This window comes from Collinsella aerofaciens (assembly GCF_964283865.1).
Classification (GTDB): domain Bacteria; phylum Actinomycetota; class Coriobacteriia; order Coriobacteriales; family Coriobacteriaceae; genus Collinsella.
The window spans coordinates 113,559-140,065 of the sequence record NZ_CAXYLS010000002.1; the positions used below are offsets into that span (position 1 = coordinate 113,559).

At 61.1% G+C, this 26,507-nt stretch carries 24 protein-coding genes; 23 read left to right on the forward strand and 1 reads right to left on the reverse strand.

What is annotated here, in order from left to right:
• Positions 1 to 2 precede the first annotated feature (2 nt).
• The 23 genes from trmD to ACRX4W_RS02035 all read left to right on the forward strand — a co-directional run bounded on the left by trmD (position 3) and on the right by ACRX4W_RS02035 (position 25,550).
• On the forward strand, positions 3 to 761 hold the full coding sequence (gene trmD, locus ACRX4W_RS01925) for a tRNA (guanosine(37)-N1)-methyltransferase TrmD (protein WP_432298975.1): 759 nt from the start codon (positions 3 to 5) through the stop codon (positions 759 to 761).
• A 2-nt stretch (positions 762 to 763) separates the two neighbouring features.
• The gene (gene lepB, locus ACRX4W_RS01930; protein ID WP_432298976.1) at positions 764 to 1,327 is read left to right on the forward strand and encodes a signal peptidase I; all 564 of its coding nucleotides are present in this window, start codon (positions 764 to 766) and stop codon (positions 1,325 to 1,327) included.
• A 59-nt stretch (positions 1,328 to 1,386) separates the two neighbouring features.
• Positions 1,387 to 2,298 (forward strand): glycine--tRNA ligase subunit alpha, encoded by a 912-nt coding sequence (locus ACRX4W_RS01935; RefSeq protein WP_006236091.1) that lies wholly within the window; start codon positions 1,387 to 1,389, stop codon positions 2,296 to 2,298.
• A 3-nt stretch (positions 2,299 to 2,301) separates the two neighbouring features.
• Entirely contained in the window at positions 2,302 to 4,398 is a 2,097-nt protein-coding gene (gene glyS / locus ACRX4W_RS01940; protein WP_432298977.1) for a glycine--tRNA ligase subunit beta, read from the forward strand.
• 34 nt (positions 4,399 to 4,432) lie between these two features.
• Positions 4,433 to 5,308, forward strand: coding sequence for a pyruvate, water dikinase regulatory protein (locus tag ACRX4W_RS01945; RefSeq protein WP_432298978.1), 876 nt, complete (start codon positions 4,433 to 4,435; stop codon positions 5,306 to 5,308).
• A 326-nt stretch (positions 5,309 to 5,634) separates the two neighbouring features.
• Complete coding sequence (gene ppdK / locus ACRX4W_RS01950; RefSeq protein ID WP_432298979.1) at positions 5,635 to 8,385, forward strand: pyruvate, phosphate dikinase; 2,751 nt, start codon at positions 5,635 to 5,637, stop codon at positions 8,383 to 8,385.
• A 210-nt stretch (positions 8,386 to 8,595) separates the two neighbouring features.
• Entirely contained in the window at positions 8,596 to 8,937 is a 342-nt protein-coding gene (rplS, locus tag ACRX4W_RS01955; RefSeq protein ID WP_006236098.1) for a 50S ribosomal protein L19, read from the forward strand.
• Positions 8,938 to 9,030: 93 nt separating this feature from the next.
• Entirely contained in the window at positions 9,031 to 9,819 is a 789-nt protein-coding gene (gene rnhB, locus ACRX4W_RS01960; protein WP_271807086.1) for a ribonuclease HII, read from the forward strand.
• Positions 9,820 to 10,008: 189 nt separating this feature from the next.
• The gene (locus ACRX4W_RS01965; RefSeq protein WP_432298980.1) at positions 10,009 to 10,494 is read left to right on the forward strand and encodes a YraN family protein; all 486 of its coding nucleotides are present in this window, start codon (positions 10,009 to 10,011) and stop codon (positions 10,492 to 10,494) included.
• Positions 10,494 to 12,017, forward strand: a complete 1,524-nt coding sequence (locus ACRX4W_RS01970) for a YifB family Mg chelatase-like AAA ATPase (protein ID WP_117766659.1) — start codon at positions 10,494 to 10,496, stop codon at positions 12,015 to 12,017. Before ACRX4W_RS01965 ends, ACRX4W_RS01970 begins: the two co-directional genes overlap by 1 nt.
• Positions 12,017 to 12,949 carry a DNA-processing protein DprA gene (locus tag ACRX4W_RS01975; protein WP_271744488.1) on the forward strand — a complete coding sequence of 311 codons (933 nt, stop codon included), beginning with the start codon at positions 12,017 to 12,019 and terminating at the stop codon, positions 12,947 to 12,949. The genes ACRX4W_RS01970 and ACRX4W_RS01975 overlap by 1 nt, the downstream gene beginning before the upstream one ends.
• Before the next feature lie 14 nt (positions 12,950 to 12,963).
• Positions 12,964 to 14,301: a methylenetetrahydrofolate--tRNA-(uracil(54)-C(5))-methyltransferase (FADH(2)-oxidizing) TrmFO gene (gene trmFO / locus ACRX4W_RS01980; protein WP_117766657.1), complete on the forward strand. Its 1,338-nt coding sequence runs from the start codon at positions 12,964 to 12,966 to the stop codon at positions 14,299 to 14,301.
• 8 nt (positions 14,302 to 14,309) lie between these two features.
• Positions 14,310 to 15,218 (forward strand): tyrosine recombinase XerC, encoded by a 909-nt coding sequence (locus tag ACRX4W_RS01985; RefSeq protein WP_432299053.1) that lies wholly within the window; start codon positions 14,310 to 14,312, stop codon positions 15,216 to 15,218.
• Between the two features lie 219 nt (positions 15,219 to 15,437).
• Positions 15,438 to 16,166, forward strand: a complete 729-nt coding sequence (gene rpsB, locus ACRX4W_RS01990) for a 30S ribosomal protein S2 (protein WP_006236109.1) — start codon at positions 15,438 to 15,440, stop codon at positions 16,164 to 16,166.
• 45 nt (positions 16,167 to 16,211) lie between these two features.
• A complete protein-coding gene (gene tsf, locus ACRX4W_RS01995) occupies positions 16,212 to 17,081 on the forward strand; it encodes a translation elongation factor Ts (RefSeq protein WP_089573406.1) in 870 nt (289 codons plus the stop codon).
• 117 nt (positions 17,082 to 17,198) lie between these two features.
• Entirely contained in the window at positions 17,199 to 17,921 is a 723-nt protein-coding gene (pyrH, locus tag ACRX4W_RS02000) for a UMP kinase (protein WP_035138557.1), read from the forward strand.
• Positions 17,922 to 17,923: 2 nt separating this feature from the next.
• Positions 17,924 to 18,460, forward strand: a complete 537-nt coding sequence (frr, locus tag ACRX4W_RS02005) for a ribosome recycling factor (RefSeq protein ID WP_006236112.1) — start codon at positions 17,924 to 17,926, stop codon at positions 18,458 to 18,460.
• Position 18,461: 1 nt separating this feature from the next.
• A complete protein-coding gene (gene uppS, locus ACRX4W_RS02010; RefSeq protein ID WP_089573403.1) occupies positions 18,462 to 19,256 on the forward strand; it encodes an undecaprenyl pyrophosphate synthase in 795 nt (264 codons plus the stop codon).
• Positions 19,257 to 19,258: 2 nt separating this feature from the next.
• Positions 19,259 to 20,158: a phosphatidate cytidylyltransferase gene (locus ACRX4W_RS02015; RefSeq protein WP_233524910.1), complete on the forward strand. Its 900-nt coding sequence runs from the start codon at positions 19,259 to 19,261 to the stop codon at positions 20,156 to 20,158.
• Entirely contained in the window at positions 20,158 to 21,345 is a 1,188-nt protein-coding gene (gene dxr, locus ACRX4W_RS02020; RefSeq protein ID WP_432298981.1) for a 1-deoxy-D-xylulose-5-phosphate reductoisomerase, read from the forward strand. The genes ACRX4W_RS02015 and dxr overlap by 1 nt, the downstream gene beginning before the upstream one ends.
• Before the next feature lie 25 nt (positions 21,346 to 21,370).
• The gene (locus ACRX4W_RS02025; protein WP_432298982.1) at positions 21,371 to 22,732 is read left to right on the forward strand and encodes a M50 family metallopeptidase; all 1,362 of its coding nucleotides are present in this window, start codon (positions 21,371 to 21,373) and stop codon (positions 22,730 to 22,732) included.
• Between the two features lie 13 nt (positions 22,733 to 22,745).
• On the forward strand, positions 22,746 to 23,828 hold the full coding sequence (ispG, locus tag ACRX4W_RS02030; RefSeq protein WP_117564267.1) for a flavodoxin-dependent (E)-4-hydroxy-3-methylbut-2-enyl-diphosphate synthase: 1,083 nt from the start codon (positions 22,746 to 22,748) through the stop codon (positions 23,826 to 23,828).
• Positions 23,829 to 25,550: a proline--tRNA ligase gene (locus tag ACRX4W_RS02035; RefSeq protein WP_432298983.1), complete on the forward strand. Its 1,722-nt coding sequence runs from the start codon at positions 23,829 to 23,831 to the stop codon at positions 25,548 to 25,550.
• Between the two features lie 178 nt (positions 25,551 to 25,728).
• Here the strand turns inward: ACRX4W_RS02035 and ACRX4W_RS02040 are convergent, their stop codons facing one another.
• Positions 25,729 to 26,493 carry an aminoglycoside phosphotransferase family protein gene (locus ACRX4W_RS02040; RefSeq protein WP_006236119.1) on the reverse strand — a complete coding sequence of 255 codons (765 nt, stop codon included), beginning with the start codon at positions 26,491 to 26,493 and terminating at the stop codon, positions 25,729 to 25,731.
• Positions 26,494 to 26,507: the final 14 nt, after the last annotated feature.

Below are 26,507 nucleotides of genomic sequence, written 5' to 3' on the forward strand. Positions count from 1 at the left end.
ACATGCTGATTGAGACCCTTTCGGTCTTTCCCGAGATGTTTGAGCCTGTCATGTCCACATCGATTTTGGGCCGCGCGCGCAAGGCCGGCCTTTTTGATTTTAAGGCGTATAACCTGCGCGACTGGACGCACGACCGCCATCGTACCGTCGATGACGAGCCGTACGGCGGCGGGCAGGGCATGCTCATGAAGGTCGAGCCTATTGCCGAGGCCATCGAGGCTATTAGCTCCGAGGGTCCCAAGCCCACCGTGGTGTTCTTTACGCCCTGTGGCGAGCCCTTTACGCAGCATGTGGCCGAGCGCCTGCTCAAAAGCGAGCGCCTGCTGTTTGTGTGCAGCCGCTACGAGGGCGTCGACGAGCGTGCGTATGTGTATGCCGATGAGCGCCTGTCGATCGGCGACTACGTGCTCACGGGCGGCGAGCTGCCCGCTATGGTGGTGGCTGACGCCGTCGTGCGTCTCATCCCCGGCGCCCTTGGTGACGAGATGAGCAACGTCGACGAGTCGTTTTCGACCGCCGAGGACGGTGGCCTGCTCGAGTACGCGCAGTATACCCGTCCCGCCGAGTTCAACGGCGAGGGCGTGCCTCCGGTGCTTGTGAGCGGCGACCATGCCAAGGTTGACGCCTGGCGCCGCAAGAATGCCATCGAGCGAACCTGCCGCTGGCGTCCCGACCTAATCGAGACGGCGCGGCTTACGCCCGAGGAGCGTGCATATGCGCAAGAGATTCTGGACGCGTCGTATTCGCAGAGCGAGGAGTGAGAATGGTCCCATCGCAGCATTCCGTGCTAAGGGGTGCGTTTGAGTGGATTGTGGTCGTCGCGATCGCACTCGTCGCCACCTTCTTGATTCGCTCGTTTGTGGTCGAACCCTTTGTGGTGCCCACCGGTTCCATGGAGTCCACGATCGAGATTGGCGACCAGATCCTGGCCCAAAAGGTGAGCCTCGAGCTCGGTCAGCCCGTCAAGCAGGGCGATATCGTGGTGTTCCATAACCCCGATGGCACCTCCGAGCACGATGTCCTGGTCAAGCGCGCTATTGCCACGGCCGGCCAGACGGTCGATTTACAGGATGGACGCGTGGTCGTTGACGGCCAGGCACTCGACGAGGACTATACGACCGGTATGAGCTGGCCGCTTTCGGTCCAGGCCCCTAGTGCTCAGGTGAGTTATCCCTACACCGTTCCTGACGGGTGCGTGTGGGTGATGGGCGACAACCGCGAAAACTCTGCCGACTCGCGCTACTTTGGTCCCGTCGATCGCTCTGATCTGATCGCCGTGGCGCTCGTGCGCTACTGGCCGCTCAACCGCATCGGCGCTATCGACTAAAAACCGCTATAGTACAGTACCTAACCGTGTAATCGTTTCGACGAGGGGATATTAGAGGCATGAACGCTTCATCGCTTTCCTTCCAAGACATCATCCTGCGCCTCCAGCAGTACTGGGGCGAGCAGGGCTGCGTCATCATGCAGCCCTATGACTCCGAGGTCGGTGCCGGCACCTTCCACACCGCGACCACGCTGCGATCGCTCGGTCCCGCCGAGTGGCGCACCTGCTATGCGCAGCCCTGCCGCCGTCCCGCCGACGGCCGCTACGGCGAGAACCCTAACCGCATGCAGCACTACTATCAGTTCCAGGTGCTCATTAAGCCCTCTCCGGTTAATGCTCAGGAGCTTTACCTGGGGTCTCTTGCTGCCATTGGCCTGGACCCCAACGACCATGACGTCCGTTTTGTCGAGGACGACTGGGAGAGCCCGACGCTGGGCGCCTGGGGCCTTGGCTGGGAGGTCTGGCTCAACGGCATGGAGGTCACGCAGTTCACGTACTTCCAGCAGGTGGGCGGTATCGAGGTCGACCCCGTGCCCGTCGAGATCACCTATGGCCTGGAGCGTATCGCCATGTACGCTCAGGGCGTCAACTCGGTCTACGATCTGGTGTGGAGCTATCTGCCCGACGGCACGCCCATGACCTACGGCGACGTGTTCCTCGAGAACGAGCGCGAGTTCAGTGCCTATAACTTTGAGGTCGCAAACGTCGAGATGATGCGTCAGAAGTTTGACGACTACGAGGCCGAGTGCCATTCCTGCCTGGAGCGCAAGCTGCCGTTGCCGGCGTACGACTGTGTCATGAAGTGCAGCCACGCCTTCAACCTGCTCGATGCCCGCGGCGCCCTGTCCGCGGTCGAGCGTGCCAACTACATCCTGCGCGTCCGCGCCGTCGCCAAGGCGTGCTGCGAGGCCTACATGGCCGAGGTCGCCGGAGTCAACGAGAATGCCGACCAGGAAGGCGAGGTGGCGTAAGCCATGGCAGACGCTAAGGATTTCCTGTTTGAGATCGGTACGGAGGAAATGCCCTCTGCACCGCTGAACAATGCCGTCAAGCAGCTTGGTACCATGATCGCCAAGGGTCTCGACGAGGCCGGTCTTGCCCACGGCGAGGTCCGCGTGATCTCGAGCCCGCGTCGCCTGGCTGCGCTCGTTGCCGACGTTGCCACCGCGACCGATGAGGTTCACGAGGTCAAGCGTGGCCCCGCGGCAAACATCGCCTTCGACGCTGACGGTAACGCCACCAAGGCCGCCCAGGGCTTCGCCCGCAAGTGCGGTGTGGCTGCCGAGGACCTGGTCCGTCGTGAGGATACCGACGGTCGCGAGTATGTCTTTGCCGAGAAGAACATTCCCTCCGCACCGGCAACCCCGATCCTGACGGCCCTGTGCGAGAAGACCATTGCCGGCCTGCAGTGGCCCAACTACCGCTCTCAGCGCTGGGGCCACGAGCACGCGACGTTCGTGCGTCCGGTCCGCTGGATTTGCTGCCTTCTGGGCGAGGATGTTGTGCCTGTGTCGTTTGCCGACGTGACGAGCGGCAACACCACGCGCGGCCATCGCGTGCTCGGCCCCGGTGACCACGTTGTCGCCAGCCCCGCCGCCTACGAGCAGGTACTCGAGGACGCCGGCGTGCTTTCTGCCGAGCGCCGTCGCGAGGCCATCCTTGCCGGTATCTCCGAGGTCGAGGCCGCTCGCCCCGGCTGCCATGTCGATACGCCCAAGAAGGTCTTTGAGGAGGTCATTAACCTCTGCGAGTGGCCGACGGTGCTCGTCGGTACTTTCGACGAGGAGTTCCTCAAGGTCCCGCACGAGATTATCTGCGAGTCCATGCTCACCAACCAGCGCTACTTCCCGATCTATGACGGCGAGGGCAAGCTTACGCGTGAGTTCGTGGTCGTCTCCAACAGCAAGCCCGAGAACGCCGAGCGCGTGATCGACGGTAACGAGCGCGTCGTGCGCGCCCGTCTGGACGACGCTAAGTTCTTCTACGAGGAGGACCTGAAGATCTCCCTCGACGAGTTCCGTGAGCGCCTGTCCAAGGTCGCTTTCCAGGAGAAGCTCGGCAGCGTGCTCGCCAAGTCCGAGCGCATCGAGCAGCTCGCGCTCGCCATCGCCCGCGAGGCTCACCTGGGCACCCATCTTGCCGCCGACGCTGCTCGCGCCGCGCACCTGTGCAAGGCAGACCTGGTGTCCAACGCCGTCGTCGAGTTCACGAGCCAGCAGGGCGTGATGGGCGGTTATTACGCGACCGCGATGGGGGAGAACGACGAGGTTGCCCACGCCATTCGCGATCATTATCGTCCCCGCTTTGCCGGCGACGAGCTGCCAGAGGGCACCGCTGGCTGCATCGTGGCCTGCGCTGACAAGCTCGATACCATCGCCGGTATCTTTGCCATCGGCGAGCCCCCGACTGGCTCCTCCGATCCCTACGCGCTGCGTCGTGCCGCTATCGGTATCATCAACATCCTGCGCGACCGTCTGTCGATCGATCCCACGTCGCTCATCGACTTTGCGCTCGAGCTCTATAGCGAGCAGGGCATTGAGTTCGACGCCGCCGAGGTCGCCCAGCAGGTTCGTGACTTCTTCCATGGCCGCCTGGTGAGCATGGCCCGCGACGAAAAGATCCCGGCCGATACCGTTGCCGCCGTCTCCGCGGTGCACATTATCGCCCCGTCCGTCTTCTTCGCCCGCTGCGCCGCCCTCGACGAGGCCCGCAAGAACGACGCTGAGACGTTCGACAACCTGGCGACCGCCTATGCCCGCGCCGCGCATATCTCCAAGCCCGAGCTGGGTGCGGAGTACGACCGCGCCCTGATGGGCGAGGTTGAGCTTGCGCTTGCCGACGCCTCCGAGGCCGCTCAGACTGCCGTCGATGCCGCCCTTGCTGCCGAGGACTACCCGGCCGCATTTGCCGCCCTCGCCGCCCTGCGTGCGCCCATCGACCGTTTCTTCGATGAGGTCATGGTCATGGACAAGGACGAGCAGCTTCGCGATAATCGCCTTAAGCTGCTCAACCGCTTCGAGGCCGTTTTCTCCGGCATCGCCAACATCGGTGAGCTTGCCCGCAAAAAGTAAGCCAGCCTGCGCATAAGCGCAAAAGGAGCCCCGCATGGATTGCCCGGTCACCGCTCGTCCCACCGTTATCGTTATCTCCGACTCGCTCGGTGATACCGCTTGTGAGGTGGTGCTTGCGGCGTCCGGGCAATTTGATGAAGGGGCTTTTCGCGTTTTGCGTCTGCCTAAGGTGACCTCTGTGGAGCAGGTCAAGTCATTTGTGGGGCCGCGCGTCGATGCGGACCATCGCGATATTGCCGTGTTCCACACCATTGTCGATCCGGCGCTTCGCGCCCGCGTGCTCGATTACCTGGGTATGCTGCATATCCGTTCGGTCGACCTGATCGGCCCGACGCTTGCCGTGCTGTCGTCGCTCATCGGTGTGCCGCCCAAGGGCGTTGCGGGCGTGATTCACAAGACCGATGACCGCTATTTCCATCGTATCGAGGCCATGGAGTATTTCGTTGAGCACGATGACGGTCGTGGTTGCGACGATCTGTCTGGTGCCGATATCGTGCTGCTGGGTGTGTCGCGTACATCCAAGACGCCGCTGTCGATGTATTTAGCCTATCAGGGCTACAAGGTCGCCAATGTCCCACTGGCGCATGGCATGGAGCCGCCCAAGTCGATTTATGAGGTCGACCCGATGCGCCTGTTCGGCCTGATTTCGACCGTCGATGTGATTTCCGAAATTCGCGATAGCCGCTTGGGCGATGACTACGCCCGTGCCGTTGCCGGCTCCTATGCGGAGCCCGAGAGCGTGCGTAGTGAGCTTGCGGAAGCCCGCGCGCTCATGAAACGCCTGGGCTGCTTTGTAGTGCGTACCGACGGCAAGGCGATTGAGGAGAGCGCCTCCGAGATCATTGCCCACCTTGAAGAGATTCAAGAGGCAAGAGCCCGCCGTGCCGTCCGCCGCGCTCAACAAAAGTAGCTCACTTGGGACAAGGTTGTTTGGGTAGCTAATTTGGGACGGGGCTCTTTTAGCTAACCAAAGAGAATACTTGGAAATAATGCTGATAAATGGTAAAGCGATTTAGCAAAAACATCGCATCCGACCTGCACTTTTCTTGTAGTGGTATCTTCATAAGGTAACCACCTTTACCTACCGTTTACCGCCGGTTTTAGCACGTTTACCAAACCGCGCACCCTCTGCTCAAGCCTGTCCAAAACCCGCCGTATAGTTCCCTCACGGCCCGCATCCGGCGGGTCGATTCGTGACCACGGTCGTGCACGTAAGCGCATGGAAGGGGAAGTATCGTGAGCGATTGCAAGAGGGTTTACCGTTTTGGAGCCGACGCCCAGGGCACCTGTGTCACTGAGGGCGACAAATCCATGAACTTCGTGCTTGGCGGCAAAGGCGCAAACCTTGCCGAGATGAGCCGCATCGGTCTGCCGGTTCCCGGTGGCTTTACCATTACCTGCCAGACCTGTGTCGAGTACTCCGGTGCCGGCAACGTCTGGCCCGAAGGCGCACTCGATGAGATCGTTGCCGCCGAGGCGGACCTCGAGGCCCGTTGCGGCAAGAAGCTCGGCGACGCCTCCGATCCGCTGCTCGTGTCGGTTCGCTCGGGCGCTCCGTTCTCCATGCCCGGCATGATGGACACGGTTCTCAACCTGGGCCTCAACGACGACTCCGTTCAGGGCCTTATCGCCCAGACGCAAAACCCGCGCTTTGCCTGGGACAGCTATCGTCGCTTTATCCAGATGTTCTCCAACGTCGTCATGGGTGTCGATGCCGACTTGTTCGAGAATGCCCTGACCCAGGCCCGCCTGGTCGCCGGCGTTCGCGTCGATTCCGAGCTTTCGGCCGAGGACCTGCAGGAACTCGTCGAGACCTTCAAGGGCATCTTCTCCGAGAACGTCGAGGCTGCCCTGTATCCCGAGCTCGAGGTCGCTGACGGCAAGCCCGTCTTCCCGCACGACCCGGAGCTTCAGCTGCGCCTTGCCATCCAGGCCGTCTTTGGCAGCTGGATGAACGAGCGCGCCTGCATCTACCGCAAGCAGCATGGCATTTCCGATGAGCTCGGCACCGCCGTCAACGTCCAGGCCATGGCCTTTGGCAACAAGGGCGAGACCTCGGCGACCGGCGTCGCCTTTACGCGCAACCCGGCCGACGGAACCAAGGAGTTCTATGGCGACTTTTTGGTGAATGCCCAGGGCGAGGACGTCGTCGCCGGCATCCGAAACACCGAGCCCATCGCCGACCTCAAGACCACCTCGGGCCTCGAGTCCGCAGGCGAGGAGCTCGAGCGCGTGTTCCTGACGCTCGAGGATCATTACCGTGATATGTGCGATATCGAGTTCACCATCGAGCAGGGCAAGCTCTGGATGCTCCAGACCCGCGTGGGCAAGCGCACCGCCACTGCCGCCCTGCGCATTGCTATCGAAATGGTCGAGGAGGGCCTGATCACCCGCGAGGAGGCTGTGAGCCGCATCGATCCCGCGCAGCTCGACCAGCTCCTGCACCCGCAGTTCGACGCCACCAAGAAGTACGAGGCCCTGGCCAGCGGCCTTAACGCCAGCCCTGGTGCCGCCGTGGGCGAGGTCGTGTTCTCGAGTGATGACGCCGTCGCGCGCGCCAACGAGGGCCACAAGGTCATTCTGGTTCGCTGGGAGACCAACCCCGACGACCTGAAGGGCATGGTCGCTGCCGAGGGTATCTTGACGAGCCATGGTGGCAAGACGAGCCACGCCGCCGTTATCGCCCGCGGCATGGGTACGCCCTGCGTCTGCGGTGTCGAAAGCTTCCATATCGACGCCGCCGAGAAGGTCGTGCACATCGAGGGCAGTGACCGCCTGCTGCATGAGGGCGACATCATCTCCATCGACGGCACCCAGGGCATCGTCGTCGACGGCGCGGTCGACTTGGTCTCTGCAGAGCTCACCGGCGACTTGGACACCATCCTGTCCTGGGCCGACGAGATCCGTCTGGACGAGACCTGCGGCCACGCCAACCACGTGCGCGTCAACGCCGACAACCCCGAGGATGCTGCACTCGCGCTCGAGTTTGGCGCCGAAGCCATCGGCCTGTGCCGCACCGAGCATATGTTCCTGGGCGACCGCAAGAACATCATCCAGAGCTTTATCCTGTCCGATGACGAGGCCGTAAAGCAGCAGGCCCTGGCCGACCTGCTCAAGGTCCAGACCGAGGACTTCCTGGCGATGTTCAAGACCATGTCCGGTCGCGATGTGGTCGTTCGCCTGCTCGATCCGCCACTTCATGAGTTCCTGGATGATCCTCGCGAGCTCGAGGTCGCCATCACCAAGAAGGAAGCCGCTGGCGCCAGCGAGGAAGAGCTTGCCGCCCTGCGCACCCGCCTGCGTCGCATTGACAGCATGGTCGAGTCCAACCCCATGCTGGGCCTGCGCGGTGTGCGCCTGTCCGTCGTCTTTAGCGATCTGCCTCTCATGCAGGTTCGCGCCGTTGCCACGGCTGCTGCTCGCCTTATCAAGGAGGGCGTCGACCCACGCCCCGAGATCATGGTGCCGCTCGTCTCCATCACGGCCGAGCATGTCCAGACCCGCGAGGTCATCGAGCGCGTGATCGCCGAGGTTTCCGCCGAGGAGGGCGTCGAACTCAACGTTCCCGTGGGCACCATGCTCGAGCTGCCGCGCGCCTGCATGGTCGCCTACGAAATCGCCCATCACGCAGATTTCTTCTGCTTTGGCACCAACGACCTCACCCAGACGACCTTCGGCTTCTCCCGCGACGATGCCGAGGCCAAGTTCATTCCGCTGTACCTGCACAAGAAGATCCTGAAGGACAATCCCTTCGAGACCATCGACACGGCGGTGCTGGAGCTCGTGCGCTTGGCCGTCGAGAAGGGCCGCGCCACCAATCCCGGCATGCACTTTGGCGTGTGCGGTGAGCACGGCGGCGACCCCAAGTCCATCAAGGGCCTGTTTAACGTGGCCGACGTGGACTACGTGTCCTGCTCGCCCTACCGCGTGCCCCTCGCACGCCTGGCTGCCGCTCAGGCCAAGCTCGAGGCCAAGCGTTCCGCCTAACGTTTTGGGTGTAGACGCCTAGTGTAGCCCCCCTTCATGCCGCCCGTCTCATTCGTGAGGCGGGCGGTTATCATGTGCGGGTTTAGTCTTTTTGTCTGCGTAAAAAATTGTTCTTGCAGCAGAAACCCGCGCGTGTATACTCGAATATGTTTGTTCAACTACGTGCCGGCCAGGGTGGTACGGCACCTCTAGAAGAGTAAGGAATTGCACATGGATTACATCCGCGCAATCGAGCGTCAGCAGATCCGCGAGGACATTCCTCAGGTTCGCGTCGCCGACAACGTCAAGGTTCACTACCGCATTAAGGAAGGCGACCGCGAGCGCATCCAGGTCTTCCAGGGCGACGTCATCCGCATGGCCGGCGCCGGTGCCCGCGAGACCTTTACCGTCCGCAAGATGTCCTTCGGTGTCGGTGTTGAGCGTACCTTCCCGCTTCACAGCCCCAAGATCGCCAAGCTCGAGGTCGTCCGTCATGGTCGCGTCCGTCGCGCCAAGCTGTACTATCTCCGCGACAAGGTGGGCAAGGCTGCTCGCATCCCCGAGAAGCGCTAAGAAGATCGCAGCGTCTGTCCACTCGTTTGGGCACAAGGGTCACCTTCGGGTGGCCCTTCTTTTTATCTGATTTGCATGCAAGGAGGGCCTGGTATGGCCAACATGACGAGCTCGGTTTCGGCATCGCAGGTTGCCGGAGAGCTGGCGAGCGCAACGTTTGAGGAGATCCCCGCCCTCGTGGAGCATTATCGCGAGGACCCGCGCCAGCAGGTGATCAAGGCTTGTGAACGCGCCCTCAAACGCCATGACAAAGAGCTTGCCGAGCGCGAGCGCGTCAATGACATGTACGAGCTTATGCATGAGCTTGGCGGCGATGGAGTGGTCGTTGGTGTCGACGAGGTGGGTCGCGGATCGGTGGCCGGTCCTTTGACGGTATGCGCCGTCTGCCTTCCTATGGAGCCGCGCGTCTGGGGCATCAACGATTCCAAAAAGCTCACGCCGGCGCGCCGCGAGTTGCTCTCAGTGAAGATTGCCGAGGTGGCGACGGCGATCGGTTTTTGCCATATCGCGCCGAAGGATATCGATGAGATGGGCATGGCCCGTGTTATCCGTACCGCCGTTGCGGGCGCCGTGGCCGATACGGGACTTGAACCCGACTGCGTCCTCATGGATGGCAACCCCTTGGGCGCCGTTCCTAACGAGCGCGATGTGGTGAAGGGCGATGCCAAGATCGCCTGCATCGCCGCGGCGTCCATCATGGCCAAGGTCACGCGTGACGAGATGATGGTCGAGTACGACGCCGAATACCCCGAGTACCATCTGGCCGAGTCGAAGGGCTATGCGAGCCCCGAGCATATCGAGGCCATTCGCAAACATGGACTTTGTCCGCTGCACCGCGTGAGCTTTTGCGGAAACTTTCTGCAGACTGAGCGCCTTTTCTAGGCCAATTGTGGAGATAGGGACCTTAAAGGTTCTATAAACCTGCTGGTAGCGGGCCGTATGCAACAGCATTGCTGCGTACGGCCCGTTTTTTGACGGCATTTGGTCAGCTTTTGGTTTGCTTCCGGTACTTACCCGCATGAAAGGTGCCCTCATCATCGGGGCAATGCAGTGTGCGGGAAAGGAGACCCCATGAGTGCCGCAAGCAAAAAGAGCAAGACGCAGCAGCTCAAGGAGCGTTGGGAAAACGGCGAGCTCGACTGCGGGGCGATGACGCCCGAGTTTATCAAGGGACTCAGTCCCCGCGAGCTGGGCATGCTGGGCGAGCTGATCACCATCGACTACTTTAACGAACGCAGCTACACCTTGCTGGAGCAGGGTTATCGTTGCACCGAGGGCGAGGCCGATCTGGTGCTGCTCGATGAGCTCGACGATGTCGTGGTGATGGCCGAGGTCAAGACCAGACGCGTCGCACTGGATTGCAGCACGCGGGTCTTTCCCGAGGAGGCCGTGGACGCCCAAAAGCAACGCCGCTACCGCCGCATCGCAAGTTGCTATCTCATGGAACATTATCCGCTCAAGGCGATTCGCTTCGATGCCGTGGGTGTCACCATTCGCGGCGGGCATATCGCTGAGATCGAGCATCAGTACAACGCGTTCGATTGGCAGGTGTCGTGATGGCGTTCGAGACGTTTGCCGTTCACGCGGCCTGCATCCGTGGCGTCGAGGCGATTCACGTCACGGTCGAGGTCTCGCTTGCCGGCGGCGTTCCGGGCATTCAGATGCTCGGCATTCCGAGTATGGAGGTGATGGAGTCACGCGGTCGTATTCGCTGCGCGATGCGCTCCGCCGGGTTCGAAATCCCGCGCTCGGGCATTACGGTCAATCTGGCGCCTGGCGATATTCGCAAGACCGGTAGCGGCTTTGATCTGCCCATCGCCATCGCGGTTCTGGCGGCCGATGGGCAGATTCCCCGTGACAACCTCGATCGCTGCCTTATCGCCGGCGAGCTCGGCTTGGACGGTACGGTGCTTCCCGTCAAGGGCGAGGTGGCGTTTCAGCTATTGGCGCGTGATATGGGGCTGTCCTTTATCGCCGGCAGGTCCGATCAGCATGTGCCGCTTGCGGGCGTGGATTGCGGATTTATCGATCATTTGTCTCAGCTTGCCCATGGCATGGGCGATGCCGCGCGGCACTACTTGGATTCTGAAGTGCTCGAGGCGACCTTTGAGCCCGAACTCGACTATGCCGACGTACTGGGTCAGGAGGTCGCCAAGCGCGGCATGGCGCTGGCGGCAGCGGGTGAGCTCGGTTTGCTTATGATCGGGTCCCCGGGATCGGGCAAGACGATGCTCGCGCGTCGTATGACCGGCATCCTGCCCGAGCTTTCCGTTGAGGATCAACAGGAGGCGCTGTGCATCCATTCGGTTTTGGGTGAGAACATTGATGGCTTGTTGGCAGGGCACCGGCCCTTCCGCAGTCCCCATCACAGTATTTCGACCGCAGGTCTTATCGGCGGTGGGCGCCCGGTGCACCCGGGTGAGATCAGCCTTGCTCATGGCGGCGTGCTCTTTTTGGACGAGCTTGCTGAGTTTCCCACGGGTGTGCTGCAGACGCTGCGTCAGCCCATCGAACGCGGCTACGTCAGGATCGTACGCGTCGACGGGGCTTTTACCTTCCCGTCGCGCTTTCAGCTGCTGGCTGCGAGCAATCCCTGCCCCTGCGGCTTTTTGGGCGATCGTGAGGTACCGTGTCGCTGCTCGGCGGCGATGGTCGAGCGCTATCGGTCTAAACTGCGCGGTCCTTTGGCCGACCGTATCGACATGATGATCGATGTGACCCGTCCCGACCCTCAGGTGATTATCGAGGGCGCGGAGGGTATGTCGTCTGCCGAGTTACGTGACTACGTTGTGCGCGGTCGCGCTTTTCGCGCTTGGCGCGAATCCCGTATGGACGATGCTGATGCCGAGGCCGAGGATGACGAGACACGGTCCATTGACGGCGTCGTTTCGACCTTTGAGCTCGATGATGCGGCGGAGAAGTGTGTGCTCGGCCTGTCGAAGCGCACGCATCTCACGGGCCGCGGCATCGTGCGCCTGGTGCGTATCGCGCGTACCATCGCCGACGTCGCCGAGAGCGAGCAAGTGACGCAGGACCACGTGCTCGAGGCGGCGATGTACCAGGGAAGGAGGGACCAATGATGGCCGAGGGGACCTACGAGCTGCATCCAGGTGACGCGTTGTATCCCGAGACCGTTTTGGAGCTTTCTGATGTACCCCAGACACTCTATGTGCGCGGCAACCCCGAGGTGCTTTCGACGCCCGCGCTCTCCATCATCGGCGCGCGCAAGGCCTCTCCGTATGGTCTTGCCGTGGCAGAGCTTGCGGCAAAGGTTGCGGTCGAGGCGGGCGTGACGGTAGTTTCGGGCGGCGCGGTCGGTTGTGACCAGGCCTCGGGTTGGGCTGCGGTCAATGCCGGCGGCAAACACGTCGTGGTGCTGGGGACGGGCGCCGACGTGGTCTACCCGCGTTCGAGCGCGGGGCTTATTACGCGCACGCTCGATACGGGTGGCGCGGTCGTGTCGATCTCTCCGTGGGGCATGGGTCCGCGCAAGTTTGCCTTTCCGCGCCGCAATCGCGTAATCGCGGCCCTGTCGCAAGCCCTCTTTGTATCCGAGGCGGGTATGCCTTCCGGGACGTTTTCTACAGCCGAGGCTGCTATGGATTTGGGGCGAGAACTTCTTGCCGTGCCAGGGTCGATCCTATCGCCCGAGTCGCGTGGCACGAATTACCTCATTGCGAACGGTGCCTGCTGCATCATCGACGAGGAATCTATCGAGATGGCTATTTCACGCATCTACGGCACCCTGCGCTACTCGCGCCCCGATGCTCCCGGCATTGCCGACCTGGATCAAACACAGCAGACCGTGATGCATGCGCTCATCGCCTCTCCGCTCAAGGTCGACGACATCGCGGCGCTCGTCTCGCTCGATGCCGTCGGCGTACTCAAACTCCTGGGTTCGCTTGAGCTCGAGGGTCTTATCGAGCGCATGATGGATGGAAGGTATGCGCCCTCCAAGTTTGCCCTTCACGCTCAGACACCCTTCGGTCACAATGGAAAACATGTCAATTAGAAAGGTGTTTGCAGATGCTGTTTGATCAGGTGACGGTTATCGGTGGCGGTCTGGCGGGTTCGGAGTGCGCGATTCAGCTGGCAGATCGCGGGTTCGCCGTAAGGCTGTGCGAGATGCGCCCCCAGGTTAGCTCCCCGGCCCACCATACCGATCACCTGGCAGAGCTCGTCTGTTCCAATTCGTTTAAGTCGACCCGTCCGGATTCCGCGGCTGGATTGCTGAAGGCCGAGCTTGAGCGCATGGGTTCAGTCCTGCTCGATTGCGCCCATCGCGCGGCTGTTCCCGCCGGTGGCGCCTTGGCGGTCGACCGCGTCAAGTTTTCCGAGTTTGTCGAGGCCGAGGTTGCCGCCCGTCCCAATATCGAGATCATTCACGGCGAGGTCACGCAGATTCCCGAAGGTCACGTGGTCATTGCCGCCGGCCCCTTGTGCTCGCCGGCGCTGAGCGAAGAGGTCATGAAGCTCGTCGGTGGCGACGCCCTTGCGTTCTTCGATGCCGCGGCGCCGATCGTCGATGCCTCCACGCTCGATATGGACGTGCTGTTCTCGCAGTCGCGCTACGAGGAGCAGGGGAGCGGCGACTATCTCAACGCTCCGCTCAATAAGGAGGAGTACGAGGCCTTTATCGAGGCGCTTACCACGGCCGACCGCGTGGTGCTCAAGGACTTTGAGGGCGGCGATCTGTTCCAGGCCTGCCAGCCTGCCGAGGAAGTTGCGCGCACCGGCAAGGACGCCATTCGCTTTGGCGCCATGAAGCCTGTCGGCCTCACCGATCCGCGAACCGGTCGTCGTCCCTGGGCGGCGATTCAGCTGCGTGCCGAGAATAAGGAGAAGACCGCCTATAACCTGGTGGGCTTCCAGACCAACTTGACCTTTGGCGAGCAGAAGCGCGTCTTCCATATGGTGCCGGGCCTGGAGAACGCTGAGTTCTTCCGCTACGGTGTCATGCACCGTAATACCTTTGTCGACGCCCCGCACGTGCTCGATGGCACCTTTGCCGTGCCCGGCACCGGCGTGCGCTTGGCCGGTCAGATCACCGGCACCGAGGGGTACATGGAAGCCGTGGCGACGGGTCTGCTCGCGGCGCTCAACACCTATGCCGAGGCTATCGGGGCCGCGGGCGTCGAGCTGCCGCGTGTGGGCGCCCTGGGTGCGCTCGTGGGCTATGCGACCGATCCTGCCACCGTGGGCTATCAGCCTATGCATGTCAACTTTGGCCTGGTGCCGCCACTCGAGGATGGTAAGCGCCGCAGCAAGCGCGACCGCTACCAGGCCTATGCGGACCGTGCGCTCGAGGCCCTTGATGCCTATCTGGCCACTCGCCCCGATTTGTTTGGAGGCGACCGGTCATAGCCTTTGACCTGTACGACACCGTCGACTCGTTTATCGCCTATATCTCACGTGTCGAGGGACTTTCTCCCAACACGGTGACGGCCTATGGCTCGAGGCTGGAGCGTTTTGCTGCCTGGTGCGAGCGTGAGGATATAGATGCTTTCGCTGCCGACGTGCGCACCATTCGTCGCTATCTTGCCGAACTTTCGCGTGAGCAGGTGGCTCCCCGAACGCTTGCGGCACACCTGTCTGCCATTCGCTCGCTCTATCGGTGGATGGCTGCCGAGGGGGTTGTGGAGGGCGATGTGGTCTCGGCAATTTCCTCGCCCAAGCTCCCGCGCGATCTACCCGGTGTGCTGACGACCCAACAGGTGGAGGCGCTGCTCAAGACGCCTGATACCTCAACACCCGCGGGACTGCGCGATGCGGCGATGCTCGAGCTGCTCTATGCCTCGGGCGCCCGTATCTCTGAGCTCGCAGCACTCAATGTGGAGTCCATTGTGTGGTCCGAACGCACGCTGCGCCTGTGGGGCAAGGGGAGCAAAGAACGTATCGTCCCTCTGTATCGTCGCGCGCTCGAGGCGACGCGTCTCTATATTGAGGAGGGGCGGCCGGAGTTGCTCGCTCAGGCAAAGCGCCGTGACCCCACTACCGGGCCGCATCCGCTGCTTATATCGGCGCGCGGTAATCGCATGAGTGCCGCCATGCTCAGGCGGCGGTTTCATACGCTGGCGACGCTCGCCGGCATGCCTGCCGACATCGCCCCGCATGCGATGCGCCATACCTTTGCGACCGACTTGCTCGAGGGCGGCGCGGACCTGCGCTCGGTTCAAGAGCTGCTGGGTCATGCGAGCCTGTCCACGACGCAGATCTACACGCATCTCACACCCGATCGGCTCAAACGTGCCGTGGCTCAAGCCCATCCCCGAGGCGAATAGTGGCTGGGACGTCCCGCGCCGCACTCAGGTGTGTGGTTTTGATTGCGGGTTGGCAGGAAGAAGCATTCCTGCTATCATTCATCGGGTTGCTTCACGGCAACATGTTTTTATCACGCACGCGCGGCTACTTCATACCGTGGTGCCCGGGCTTTGGTAGCACATGTCCGGGTTGGTTTTGGAGGATGACCCCGCGCGGAGGCAAACCACAGGAGGTTTAACATGGCTACCAAGATTAATATCCGCACCCTGCTCGAGGCCGGCTGCCACTTCGGTCACCAGACCCGTCGCTGGAACCCCAAGATGAAGCCGTTCATCTTCGGTGAGCGCAACGGCATCTATATCCTCGACCTCAAGCAGACCATCCTCGACGCCGACCAGGCCTACACTTTCGTCAAGAACGTCGCCAAGGGTGGCAATGTGCTGTTCGTCGGCACCAAGAAGCAGGCTCAGGAGGCCGTCAAGAACGCCGCTGAGCGCGCCAACATGCCTTACATCAACCAGCGTTGGCTCGGCGGTATGCTGACCAACTTCGTCACCATCCGCTCCCGCATCAACCGCATGGAGGAGCTCGAGGCCATGGTCGAGGACGGTCGCATGGCAGTGCTTCCCAAGAAGGAGCAGGCTGTGCTCGGCAAGGAGCTCACCAAGCTCCAGACCAACCTCGGTGGCGCCCGCGACATGAAGGGTCTGCCCCAGGCTCTCTTCGTCATCGACACTAAGCGCGAGGAGAACGCCATCAAGGAGGCTCAGCGCCTGAACATCCCCGTCGTCGCTCTGATCGACACCAACTCCGATCCCGACGAGGTCGAGTACGGCATCCCCTGCAACGATGACGCTATCTCCGCTGTCACCCTTATGTGCGAGCTCATGGCTGACGCCTGCCTCGCTGGCTCCGGTAAGGAGCAGGTCTCCGAGGCCGAGATGGCCGCTGAGCCCAAGGCCGAGTAAATCAGTCTTAGTTAATTCTTTTTCATCTCTTTGAAAGGAACCACAATGGCCCAGATTACCGCCGCTATGGTCAAGCAGCTCCGCGAGATGACCGACTCCCCGATGATGGAGTGCAAGAAGGCTCTCGTCGAGGCTGACGGCGACATGGACGCCGCTGTCGACGTTCTGCGCAAGAACGGCCTCGCCAAGGCTGCTAAGAAGGCTGGCCGCGAGACCAACGAGGGCGCTGTAGCCGCGTTCGTCTCCGAGGATGGCAAGACCGGCGCTCTGCTCGAGCTCTCCTGCGAGACCGACTTCGTTGGCTCCAACGCCAAGTTCACCGGCTTTGCTTCCAAGGTCGCCGAGGTTGTCGCCACCACCGAGCCGGCCGATGTCGATGCTCTGCTCGAGAAGCCGATGGGCGAGGAGACCGTTTCCTCCGAGCTCACCGAGATGATTCACATCATGGGCGAGAACATGAAGATTTCCCGCTTCGCCGCCCGCAAGGCCGAGAACGGCGCTCTCGCTTCTTACATCCACATGGGTGGTAAGATCGGCGTCCTCGTCGAGTTTGCTTTCGAGAAGGCCGAGACTGCTCAGGCTGAGTCCTTCAAGGCCTTCGCTCACGACGTTGCCCTTCAGGTTGCCGCCGTCGCCCCGATCTGCGCTACCCGCGATCAGGTTCCGGCCGAGACCGTCGAGCACGAGAAGCAGATCTACATGGCTCAGGCTGCCGAGTCCGGCAAGCCCGAGGCTATCCAGGAGAAGATGGCTGTCGGCCGTCTGGAGAAGTTCTACAAGCAGTCCGTGCTCACCGAGCAGGAGTTCATCAAGGACAGCTCCCTCACCATCAAGAAGTACGCTGAGCAGGTCTCCAAGGAGCTCGGCGACACCATTACCGTCGTTGCCTTTGACCGTCTGGTCCGTGGCGAGTAAATAAGCTCTTGTAGCTGGTAATGAGCAGGCTGTGGGTTTTACTCACAGCCTGCTTTTTCATGGCTCCCCGTTAAGCCTTTGTTATCATATTGAGAGTCTAATTAAAGGAGGATCGCTTTGTCCGACATCCGATATAAACGCGTGCTTCTTAAGCTTTCCGGCGAAGCACTGATGGGCGACGGCCAATATGGCATCGACCCCAAGGTTACCGACCATCTTGCCAAGCAGGTCAAGGAGCTGCTCGCCGTTGGCCATGAGGTCGGCGTCGTTGTCGGCGGCGGCAATATTTTCCGCGGCATGGCCGGCGCTGCCGGTGGCATGGAGCGTGCTCAGGCCGACTACATGGGCATGCTTGCAACCGTTATGAACGCGCTCGCCCTGCAGGATGCCTTCGAGCATAACGACGTTCCCTGCCGCGTGATGAGCGCTATCCAGATGAACGAGATCTGCGAGCCCTATATTCGTCGCCGCGCTATCAACCATCTGTCCAAGGGCAACGTCGTCATCTTCGCTGCCGGTTCGGGCAATCCGTACTTTACGACCGACACCGCCGCGGCTCTTCGTGCGTGCGAGATCGGCGCCGAGATTCTGATTAAAGCCACCAAGGTCGACGGCATCTACGACAAGGATCCCGTCAAGTGCGCCGATGCCGTCCGTTTTGACAAGATTACCTATCACGAGGTTCTCGTCCGCGGCCTGCAGGTTATGGATTCCACGGCTACGGCACTGTGCCAGGATAACCGTATGCCGATTTTGGTCCTCAACATCGATGGCGAGGACACCGTCAAGCGCGCGCTTTCGGGTGAGCCCGTCGGCACGCTCGTCTATCAGGAGGATTAAGCATGGCAGAGAACATCACCGCCCATATGGACAAGTCGCTCGAGTCCCTCAAGCATAACTTCTCCAAGGTCCGTACCGGTCGCGCCAACGCCAACATTCTGTCCGACATCACCGTTGATTATTACGGTGTCCCCACGCCGGTCACGCAGGTTGCCGCCGTCAAGACCCCCGAGGCTCACATGCTGCTCATCGAGCCGTGGGACAAGGCGCTCATCAACGCTATCGTCAAGGCCATCGGCGCTTCCGATCTGGGCATTACCCCCAACTCTGATGGCACCGTCGTTCGTCTGCCGTTCCCGGCGCCCACTGAGGAGCGCCGTCGCGAACTCGTCAAGGAGTGCCGCGAGTACGCCGAGCAGGCCAAGGTGTCTATCCGTAACATCCGTCGCGACTTCAACAATAAGCTCGAGCGCGATGAGGAGCTCACCGAGGACGATGTCCGTCGCGAGCAGGCCAAGGTCCAGAAGCACACCGATGAGTATGTCGCCAAGGTCGAGGAGCTTCTGAAGGAAAAAGAAGCCGAGGTCATGGAGATCTAAGGTGCAATACGACGAGCATAAACTGGTCGAGTACTTTGCCGACGCCCCTGCGGGCGTCGGTTTTTCCGACCTTGACCTCAATAACATTCCGCACCATATCTCGTGCATCATGGACGGCAACGGTCGTTGGGCCACGTCGCGCGGTCTTGCACGCACCGAGGGTCATAAGGCAGGTATCCTCTCGCTGCGCGAGATCATTACCGCCTGCGTGCGCCTGGGCGTCGACGTGCTTTCTGCCTATGCGTTTTCTACCGAAAACTGGAACCGTCCGCAGCATGAGGTCAACGTCTTGATGCATCTGTTTGCCAAGACGTTTATCGACGAGCTGCCTCTTCTGAAGCGCGAAAACGTGCGCGTTGTCTTTTTGGGCGACATTTCCGCGCTGCCCAAGAAGACCCGCGACGTTTTTGAACGCGGTCTTGCCGAGTGCGCCGATCACACCGGTATGACGCTGGCGCTTGCCGTCAACTACGGCGCGCGTGCCGAGATTACCCGCGCTGTCCGTCAGATTGCACTCGACGCTGCCGCCGGTAAGATCGATCCTGCCGCAATTGATGACGACATGGTGGCTTCCCACCTCTATACTGCCGGCCTTCCCGATCCTGAGCTTGTGATTCGCACCTCTGGTGAGCTGCGCCTTTCGAACTATCTGCTGTGGCAGGTGGCTTATTCCGAGTTCTACGTCACCGATACCTATTGGCCCGACTTTGATCGTTGGGGCCTTGTCGACGCCATTTTGGCCTATCAGGGCCGTGACCGTAGGTTTGGTGGACTGAGCAAGACCGAGGAGGCTTAATCGTGTCCGATCGTCCCAAGGCATCTGCTCCCAAGACGCCTGCGCGCAAAGCTGCCACTGCGGGAGCGCCTGCAGCGAAGAGCGGCACCGGTTCGTGGCTGGCGGGCTTTATTACCCGTGCCGCCGCCGGTATCGTCTACGCCGTTGTCTTTATCCTGTGCCTGGTTTTGGGTATTGTGCCCACGGCCATCTTTGTTTCTGTCATGAGCGGTCTGTGCTGCTATGAGTTTTTCCGTATGACAAGGCTCGATGGCAAGATGGCTAACGAGCGCATGGGTATCGCTGCCGCCGTACTCTTTCCGCTGTCGGCGTTGGGCGATTCGATGTTGCTGAATGCCCTGCTTTTTGCCCTGATGCTCGCTGTGGGCATTTGGTATGTCTGGTCGCCGCGTACCCGCATCTCTGATGTGGCCGTGACGCTCATGGGTCCCATCTACACTGGCTTTATGCTGTCGGCTATCGTGCTGCTGCGCGATGCCGTGCCCGGTTTTGCCGGTGCCCTGCTTTCAGTGGGCGTTTGCGCGTCCCTTTGGGTCTCCGATTCGTTTGCCTACATCGTGGGCAGCCGTATCGGCAAGCACAAGATGGTTCCCAAGATTTCTCCCAAAAAGAGCTGGGAGGGGTTTGTCGGCGGCATCCTGGGCTCGGTTTTGATTTGGCTCATCCTGTGGGCGACGCACTTCTACAAGCTCAGCCTGCCCTATGCGCTGCTGTGCGGCGTGGTTGTGTCCATTCTGGGCGTTATCGGCGACCTTATCGAGTCGCGCATCAAGCGCGGTGTGGGCGTCAAGGATTCCGGCAACCTTATCCCGGGCCACGGCGGCATGCTCGATCGTAGCGATTCGCTTATCTTCGGCTGCATCACCGCGCAGCTGTTGCTGATGATCGGAGGCGTGCTGTAATGTCTTTCCAGATGACGTATGGCTCCGATGGACGTCTCCGCGTTGCCATCCTGGGCTGTACAGGCTCTATCGGCACCCAGGCGCTCGATGTGTGCCGCCAGCATGCCGATCGCCTGCAGGTGACGGCGCTGTCCGTTAACTCCAGTACCTCTGAGCTCGTTGCCGCTGCCCGTGAGTTCTCGGTTCCGGCGGTTGCCGTGGCCGATGCCGCTCATGGCGATGACGCCGTGCTGCAGGAGTTGCCCGAGGGAACGAAGCTCGGCGTTGGCGCGCAGGCGGTTTGCGAGCTCGCGCGTCGCGACGATGTCGACTGCGTGCTCGTCGCTATTGTGGGCGCCGCCGGTCTCGAGGCGAGCCATGCGGCCTTGACCTCGAATAAGCGCCTTGCCCTTGCCAACAAGGAGTCCCTCGTCGTCGGTGGCGACTTGCTTATGCCGTTGGCACAACCGGGCCAGCTTATTCCGGTCGACTCTGAGCATTCCGCCATCTACCAGTGCTATCTGGGGGAGAACCCGCGCGAGGCCCACTGCATTTGGCTCACCTGCTCGGGCGGTCCGTTCTTTGGCCGCACGCGCGACGAGCTCGATCGCGTGACGCGTGCCGATGCCCTCGCGCATCCCACGTGGGCCATGGGTGCCAAGATCACCATTGACTCCGCCACCCTCATGAACAAGGGCCTGGAGCGCATTGAGGCCATGCATCTGTTTAACTGCGACCTCGATTTCATTAACGTGGTCGTGCAGCGTCAGTCCAAGATTCACTCTATGGTCGAGTTCGCCGACGGCTCCGTGATGGCGCATCTCGGTGCATCCGACATGCGTATTCCCATCCAGTTCGCGTTCTCGTATCCCGAGCGTTGGGATACCCCGGCGCCTCGTATCGATTTCCGCGAGCTGGGGCAGCTCACGTTTGATGCTGCCGACATGGATACCTTCCGCTGTCTGGCACTGGCCGAGCGTGCCGGCAAGACGGGTGGCACCATGCCGTGCGTGCTCAATGCCGCCAACGAGGTTGCCGTCGATGCCTTCCTGCACGATGACTGCAGCTTTACCGATATCGATCGCATTGTGGAATCCTGCATGGACGCCCACGATATGCAGGCGGTCGATTCGTTTGAGCAGCTTCGCGACATCGATGCGTGGGCGCGTGAAAAGGCTGCGCAGGTGCTCGCCGCAACCCGTTCCTAACCCATAAGGATTGCTTTTTCGTTTTATGGATACTGTTCTGAGCGTTCTCTCATCGGTCTTTTGGGGCCTGCTGATGCTTTCCGTCCTCGTGTTTTTGCACGAGGGCGGCCACTTTTTGACGGCGCGTGCCTGCGGCGTCCGTGTGACCGAGTTCTTTTTGGGTCTGCCGTGCCGCTTTGACATCCATTACACGTCGCGTCGCATTGGAACCAAGTTTGGCGTGACCCCGCTGCTGCTGGGTGGCTACGCTGCCATCTGCGGTATGGATCCGACCGATGTTTCGTGCGCCGATCGCGTGCTCGCGGCTATCTATCGTCATGGCCGCGTGACCGTGGCCGACCTTGCTGTCGAGCTCGAGCTTTCCGAGGAGGTTGTGCTCGAGGCATGCGCCCTTTTGCTGGGCTGGGGCTCCATCGCGCCCTGGTATGAGGAAGGGGAGAAGCCCTCGCCGAGCTACTATCCCACCAAATATCAGACGTTGCCGCGAGACAAGGCAGGCTATACCACCTTTGATGGTCGCCGTTTCGATCGCGAACATGCGACTGCCGAGGGCGATGTGTGGGAGCTGCCGTGCGGCGAGGCCGAGTTCCTTGCGCAAGAGCGCTCGCACACCTATCTTGGCCAAGGCTTTCTCAAGCGCGCCTTTATGCTGCTCGCGGGCATTACCGTCAATATCTTGACGGGTTTTTTGCTCCTTATGAGCATCTATTCCATTGCGGGTGTCACCGTGCCGATGGATACCAACGTGATCGGTCAGGTTGACGAGGGGTCTATTGCCGCCAAGGCGGGTATCGAGGGCGGTGACGCGATCCTTTCGGTTGACGGTGTCTCATGTTCCACTTGGATGGATGTCTACGATGCCATCGGCAAGGCTGCCGGTAAGGACGATATCGCCATCGAGTACGAGCGTGACGGCAAGCAGTGCTCGACCTCGGTCGGACTCAAAGAGGACGAACGTCTGGGCGTTTATGCCTCTACGCAGGTGGTCCGTTTGGACCCCATCACCTCGGCGCGCCTCTCCTTCTCGTATGTTGCGCAGACAGCGGAGGGCGTGATGCGCCTGCTCCAGCCGCAGCATACGATGGAGATCCTCGATCAGTCCTCTTCGATCGTGGGTATTAGCGTTATGTCCTCACAGGCCGCTGCTGCCGGCCCTGCCACGTTCCTTTCGTTTGCCGCCCTCATTTCGTTCTCGCTTGGCTTTATGAACCTGCTGCCCATCCCACCACTCGATGGCGGCAAGCTGGTCATCGAGATCATTCAAAAGATTGCGGGCCGCGAGCTGCCGCTCAAAGTGCAGACAATCGTCAGCTATGTCGGCATCGCGCTCTTTGCACTGCTGTTTGTCTATATGCTTCGTTCCGACATCCTTCGATTTATTCTGTAGGGGAGTGTTTGGATTGTCTTTATCCCATCCTTTGCCTCGCGAGTTGACGCGCCCCGTGCATGTGGGCGGCGTGCAGATCGGTGGTGGCGCTCCGGTCGTGGTTCAGTCTATGACCTGCACCGATACTGCTGATGCCCAGGCAACGCTTGCGCAAGTGTGCGCGTTGGCGCAGGCTGGCTGCGATATCGTGCGCGTGAGCGTGCCTACCGAGGCTGCGCTCGAGGGCTTTCGCACGATTTGTGCCGAGTCTCCGGTGCCAATCGTCGCCGATATCCATTTTAACCATAAGCTTGCCATTGGCGCTGTCGAGGCTGGTGCCTCTAAGCTGCGCATCAACCCCGGCAATATCGGCGATTGGGCTAAGGTCGATGCCGTCATCGATGCCGCGGGTGCCGCGGGCTGCGCGATTCGCATTGGCGTGAACGCGGGCTCGCTTGAGCAAGATATTGCCGAGCGCGACGACCTCACGCAGCCCGAAAAGCTCGTGATGTCGAGCGAACGCTTTGTGCGGCACTTTGAGGACCGTGGGTTTACCAACATCGTGCTATCCGCCAAGGCCCATAGCGTACAGACGACACTTGATACCTATCGCGCCCTGTCGCGCGAGATACCGCATGTTCCGCTCCACCTGGGCGTGACGGAGGCGGGGACCAAGCTTCAGGGCACCATCAAGAGCTCTGTAGGCTTGGGTATCTTGCTTTCCGAAGGCATCGGTGACACCATGCGTGTGTCGCTCACGGCCGATCCGGTTGAGGAGCCGCCGGTCGCCTGGGGAATTCTACAGTCGCTGGGCCTGCGTCGCCGTGGTCCCGAGATTGTCTCGTGCCCCACGTGCGCCCGCTGCCAGGTTAACCTGATTCCCATCGCCGAGGAGGTCACCGAGCGGCTTAAGAACTATTCCGCGCCGCTTTCGATCGCCGTGATGGGATGTGCGGTCAACGGCCCCGGAGAGGCATCTGACGCCGACCTGGGTGTTGCCTGCGGACGTGGTCAGGGCCTGCTCTTTTCGCATGGCCAGATCATTGGTAAAGTAGCTGAGGATCAAATTGTCGACGCGCTTATGGCCGAGGTCGACAAACTTATTGAGGAGAAATAAATGACCCGAGCAATGTATATGTCTAAGCTCTATGCGCCGACGCTCAAAGAGGATCCGGCGGATGCCGAGCTAGCGAGCCACCGTCTGCTGCTTCGCGCTGGCATGATCCGCAAGGAGGCCGCCGGCCTGTATTCCTATCTGCCGCTCGCTTGGCGCTCGATCCGCAAGATCGAGAACATCGTGCGCGACGAGATGGATGCCGCCGGTGCTCAGGAGCTCATGATGCCCATCATGGTCGATGCCGAGCTGTGGCGTGAGTCCGGCCGTATCGATGCCTATGGCAAGGAGCTTGTGCGCTTTGATGACCGCCACGGCCGCGAGTTTGTGCTCGGACCCACGCACGAGGAGACCGTGACTGCCCTGGTGCGCAATGAGTTGCGTTCCTACAAGCAGCTGCCAGTGAACCTCTATCACATCCAGGATAAGTTCCGCGACGAGTTCCGTCCCCGTTTTGGCCTGATGCGCGGTCGCGAGTTCATCATGAAGGACGCCTACAGCTTCTCTGCTACGCAGGAGAGCCTGCAGGAGGAGTACGACAAGATGAAGCAGGCCTATGCCAACATTTGCGAGCGCTGCTACATCAAGGCTCTGCCCGTTGTCGCCGACTCCGGCGAGATCGGTGGCGATACCTCCGTCGAGTACATGGCTTTGGCCGACGCTGGCGAGGCTTCGCTCGTCTACTGCGACGATTGCGGCTTCGCTGCCGACGATGAGGCCGCAAGCACCAAGGTCGTTGTGACCGAGGGTCCTGGCGACGGTACGCTTACCAAGGTCGAGACTCCGGGCATGGGCACCATCGAGGCCGTTGCAAAGTTCTTCGGCTTCCCCGAGAACGGTACGCGCAAGTCCCTGGCTCTCATCGACGCCGAGGGCAAGCCTGTTGTGGCCATCGTTCCGGGCGATCATGAGCTCAACGATTGCAAGGCCGAGCACGTCTTTGGCAAGGGTTATCGCATGATGACCGACGAGGAGCTCCTGACCTACGGTCTGCACAAGGGCTTTATCGGACCGGTTAACCTGCCCGAGGGCATCCGTCTAGTGTGCGACGAGAGTCTGCGCGAGTCCAAGCAATGGGCCTGTGGTGCTAACGAGGTCGATTATCACTTTACCGGTGCCTGCCCCGAGCGCGACTTTACCGTCGACGAGTGGGCCGATCTGGTCACCGTCGTCGCCGGCGACCCCTGCCCGCACTGCGGCAAGCCGCTCTCTGCTGCTCGCGGCATCGAGGTCTCCCAGGTGTTCCAGCTGGGCACCAAGTACTCCGAGGCCATGGGTGCCACCTTTATGGACGAGGATGGCAAGGAGAAGCCGCTCATCATGGGTTGCTACGGCGTGGGCGTGTCTCGCTCGCTCGCTGCCGTCGTGGAGCAGCATAACGACGAGCACGGTATCGTCTGGCCGGTCTCCGTTGCCCCGTACGAGGTCGCGGTGATTCCGCTCGATCCCAAGAAGGAGGAGTGCGCTACCGTTTGCGATCAAATCGTCGAAGGTCTGTGCGCCGAGGGTATCGAGGTCGTCGTCGACGATCGCGATGAGCGTCCTGGCTTTAAGTTTGCCGACAACGACCTTATGGGCTTCCCGTATCAGGTAGTGCTCGGCAAGCGTGGTCTTAAGAACGGCACCGTCGAGCTTAAGGACCGTGCTACGGGCGAGCGCGAGGATGTGGCGATTGATGAGGTCGTCGCCAAGGTCGTCGAGCTTGTGAAGGCAGCACGTCGTTAATCGACATTTCTGCTAGTAGATGTAATTGCAGGACTGCTCCGTATCTCTCTTAGGATGAGATACGGAGCAGTCTATTTTGTTGCGTGAATAAGCTCGACGGGTAAAGGAAAACCCCACAGCCCATGTGAGCTGCGGGGTTTTCCTTTGTGCCTCCGATGCGAAATGAATCGCTCAGATATTACTGATAATCGACGACATCGATCCAGTTCTTAAGGAACTCATCGTTCACGTTGCGCTTACGAGCGAGCTCGGAAGCGGCGACGATGCTCGTCCACTGACGCACGACCTGCATGGGCATGTCGGCGCGGTCGCAGTAGAGCTCCAGGTAGGCCTCAGCCTGGTCCTTGCTGTTGAGGGCAAAGAGCAGGTAGGTGGTGGCAACGTCGGCAGCAGGGGAGCCCTGGGTGGCATGTGCCCAGTCGCAGACGTACAGCTGGCCGTCGTCGCCGACGATGACGTTGGAGGGGTTGAAGTCGCCGTGGCAGACCTTGAACTCCTTGGTCATGCCGTCCAGACGCTCCTGAAGGTTGTAGCGCGTGGTGGCATTGAGCTGATCGAGGCTGTCGATCATGCGGGCGAACTTATCGCGCTGACGGTTGAGCAGCGGGGAGGTGTAGCCGTGGATCTCGATCTGGAGGTCGACGAACATCTCGAGGTACTCACCAAAGCGCTGGGGCTCGGCAGTCATCTTCTCGGCAAGGGTGGTGCCCGGAACCTTCTCGGTCACGAGAGCCCAGCCGTTGGCGTTCTCGAGCTGAGAAACCTCGAGAGCCTTGGGGCTGCGGATGCCGCACTCATTGATGCGGGCAAGATTCAAAGCCTCGTTGAACACGTCGGAGACGGGCTTGGTCTCGTTAAAGACCTTGACGATCTTGTCGCCCAGGTCGTAAACGACCTTGTTGCCGCGACGGACGAGCTCGGTCTTGGAATCGGGGAGCAGCATGATTGCATCCTTTC

Bases quoted from the DNA above. Each gene is read 5' to 3' on its own strand.
- ACRX4W_RS02025 (WP_432298982.1), top strand. From the start codon at position 21,371: ATGGATACTGTTCTGAGCGTTCTCTCATCGGTCTTTTGGGGCCTGCTG.
- frr (WP_006236112.1), top strand. From the start codon at position 17,924: ATGGCAGAGAACATCACCGCCCATATGGACAAGTCGCTCGAGTCCCTC.
- trmD (WP_432298975.1), top strand. From the start codon at position 3: ATGCTGATTGAGACCCTTTCGGTCTTTCCCGAGATGTTTGAGCCTGTC.
- rplS (WP_006236098.1), top strand. From the start codon at position 8,596: ATGGATTACATCCGCGCAATCGAGCGTCAGCAGATCCGCGAGGACATT.
- rpsB (WP_006236109.1), top strand. From the start codon at position 15,438: ATGGCTACCAAGATTAATATCCGCACCCTGCTCGAGGCCGGCTGCCAC.
- trmFO (WP_117766657.1), top strand. From the start codon at position 12,964: ATGCTGTTTGATCAGGTGACGGTTATCGGTGGCGGTCTGGCGGGTTCG.
- ACRX4W_RS01945 (WP_432298978.1), top strand. From the start codon at position 4,433: ATGGATTGCCCGGTCACCGCTCGTCCCACCGTTATCGTTATCTCCGAC.
- ACRX4W_RS02040 (WP_006236119.1), bottom strand. From the start codon at position 26,493: ATGCTGCTCCCCGATTCCAAGACCGAGCTCGTCCGTCGCGGCAACAAG.
- tsf (WP_089573406.1), top strand. From the start codon at position 16,212: ATGGCCCAGATTACCGCCGCTATGGTCAAGCAGCTCCGCGAGATGACC.
- ACRX4W_RS01935 (WP_006236091.1), top strand. From the start codon at position 1,387: ATGAACGCTTCATCGCTTTCCTTCCAAGACATCATCCTGCGCCTCCAG.
- ACRX4W_RS01965 (WP_432298980.1), top strand. From the start codon at position 10,009: ATGAGTGCCGCAAGCAAAAAGAGCAAGACGCAGCAGCTCAAGGAGCGT.
- ACRX4W_RS01970 (WP_117766659.1), top strand. From the start codon at position 10,494: ATGGCGTTCGAGACGTTTGCCGTTCACGCGGCCTGCATCCGTGGCGTC.
- lepB (WP_432298976.1), top strand. From the start codon at position 764: ATGGTCCCATCGCAGCATTCCGTGCTAAGGGGTGCGTTTGAGTGGATT.
- rnhB (WP_271807086.1), top strand. From the start codon at position 9,031: ATGGCCAACATGACGAGCTCGGTTTCGGCATCGCAGGTTGCCGGAGAG.
- ACRX4W_RS02035 (WP_432298983.1), top strand. From the start codon at position 23,829: ATGACCCGAGCAATGTATATGTCTAAGCTCTATGCGCCGACGCTCAAA.
- glyS (WP_432298977.1), top strand. From the start codon at position 2,302: ATGGCAGACGCTAAGGATTTCCTGTTTGAGATCGGTACGGAGGAAATG.
- dxr (WP_432298981.1), top strand. From the start codon at position 20,158: ATGTCTTTCCAGATGACGTATGGCTCCGATGGACGTCTCCGCGTTGCC.
- ACRX4W_RS01975 (WP_271744488.1), top strand. From the start codon at position 12,017: ATGGCCGAGGGGACCTACGAGCTGCATCCAGGTGACGCGTTGTATCCC.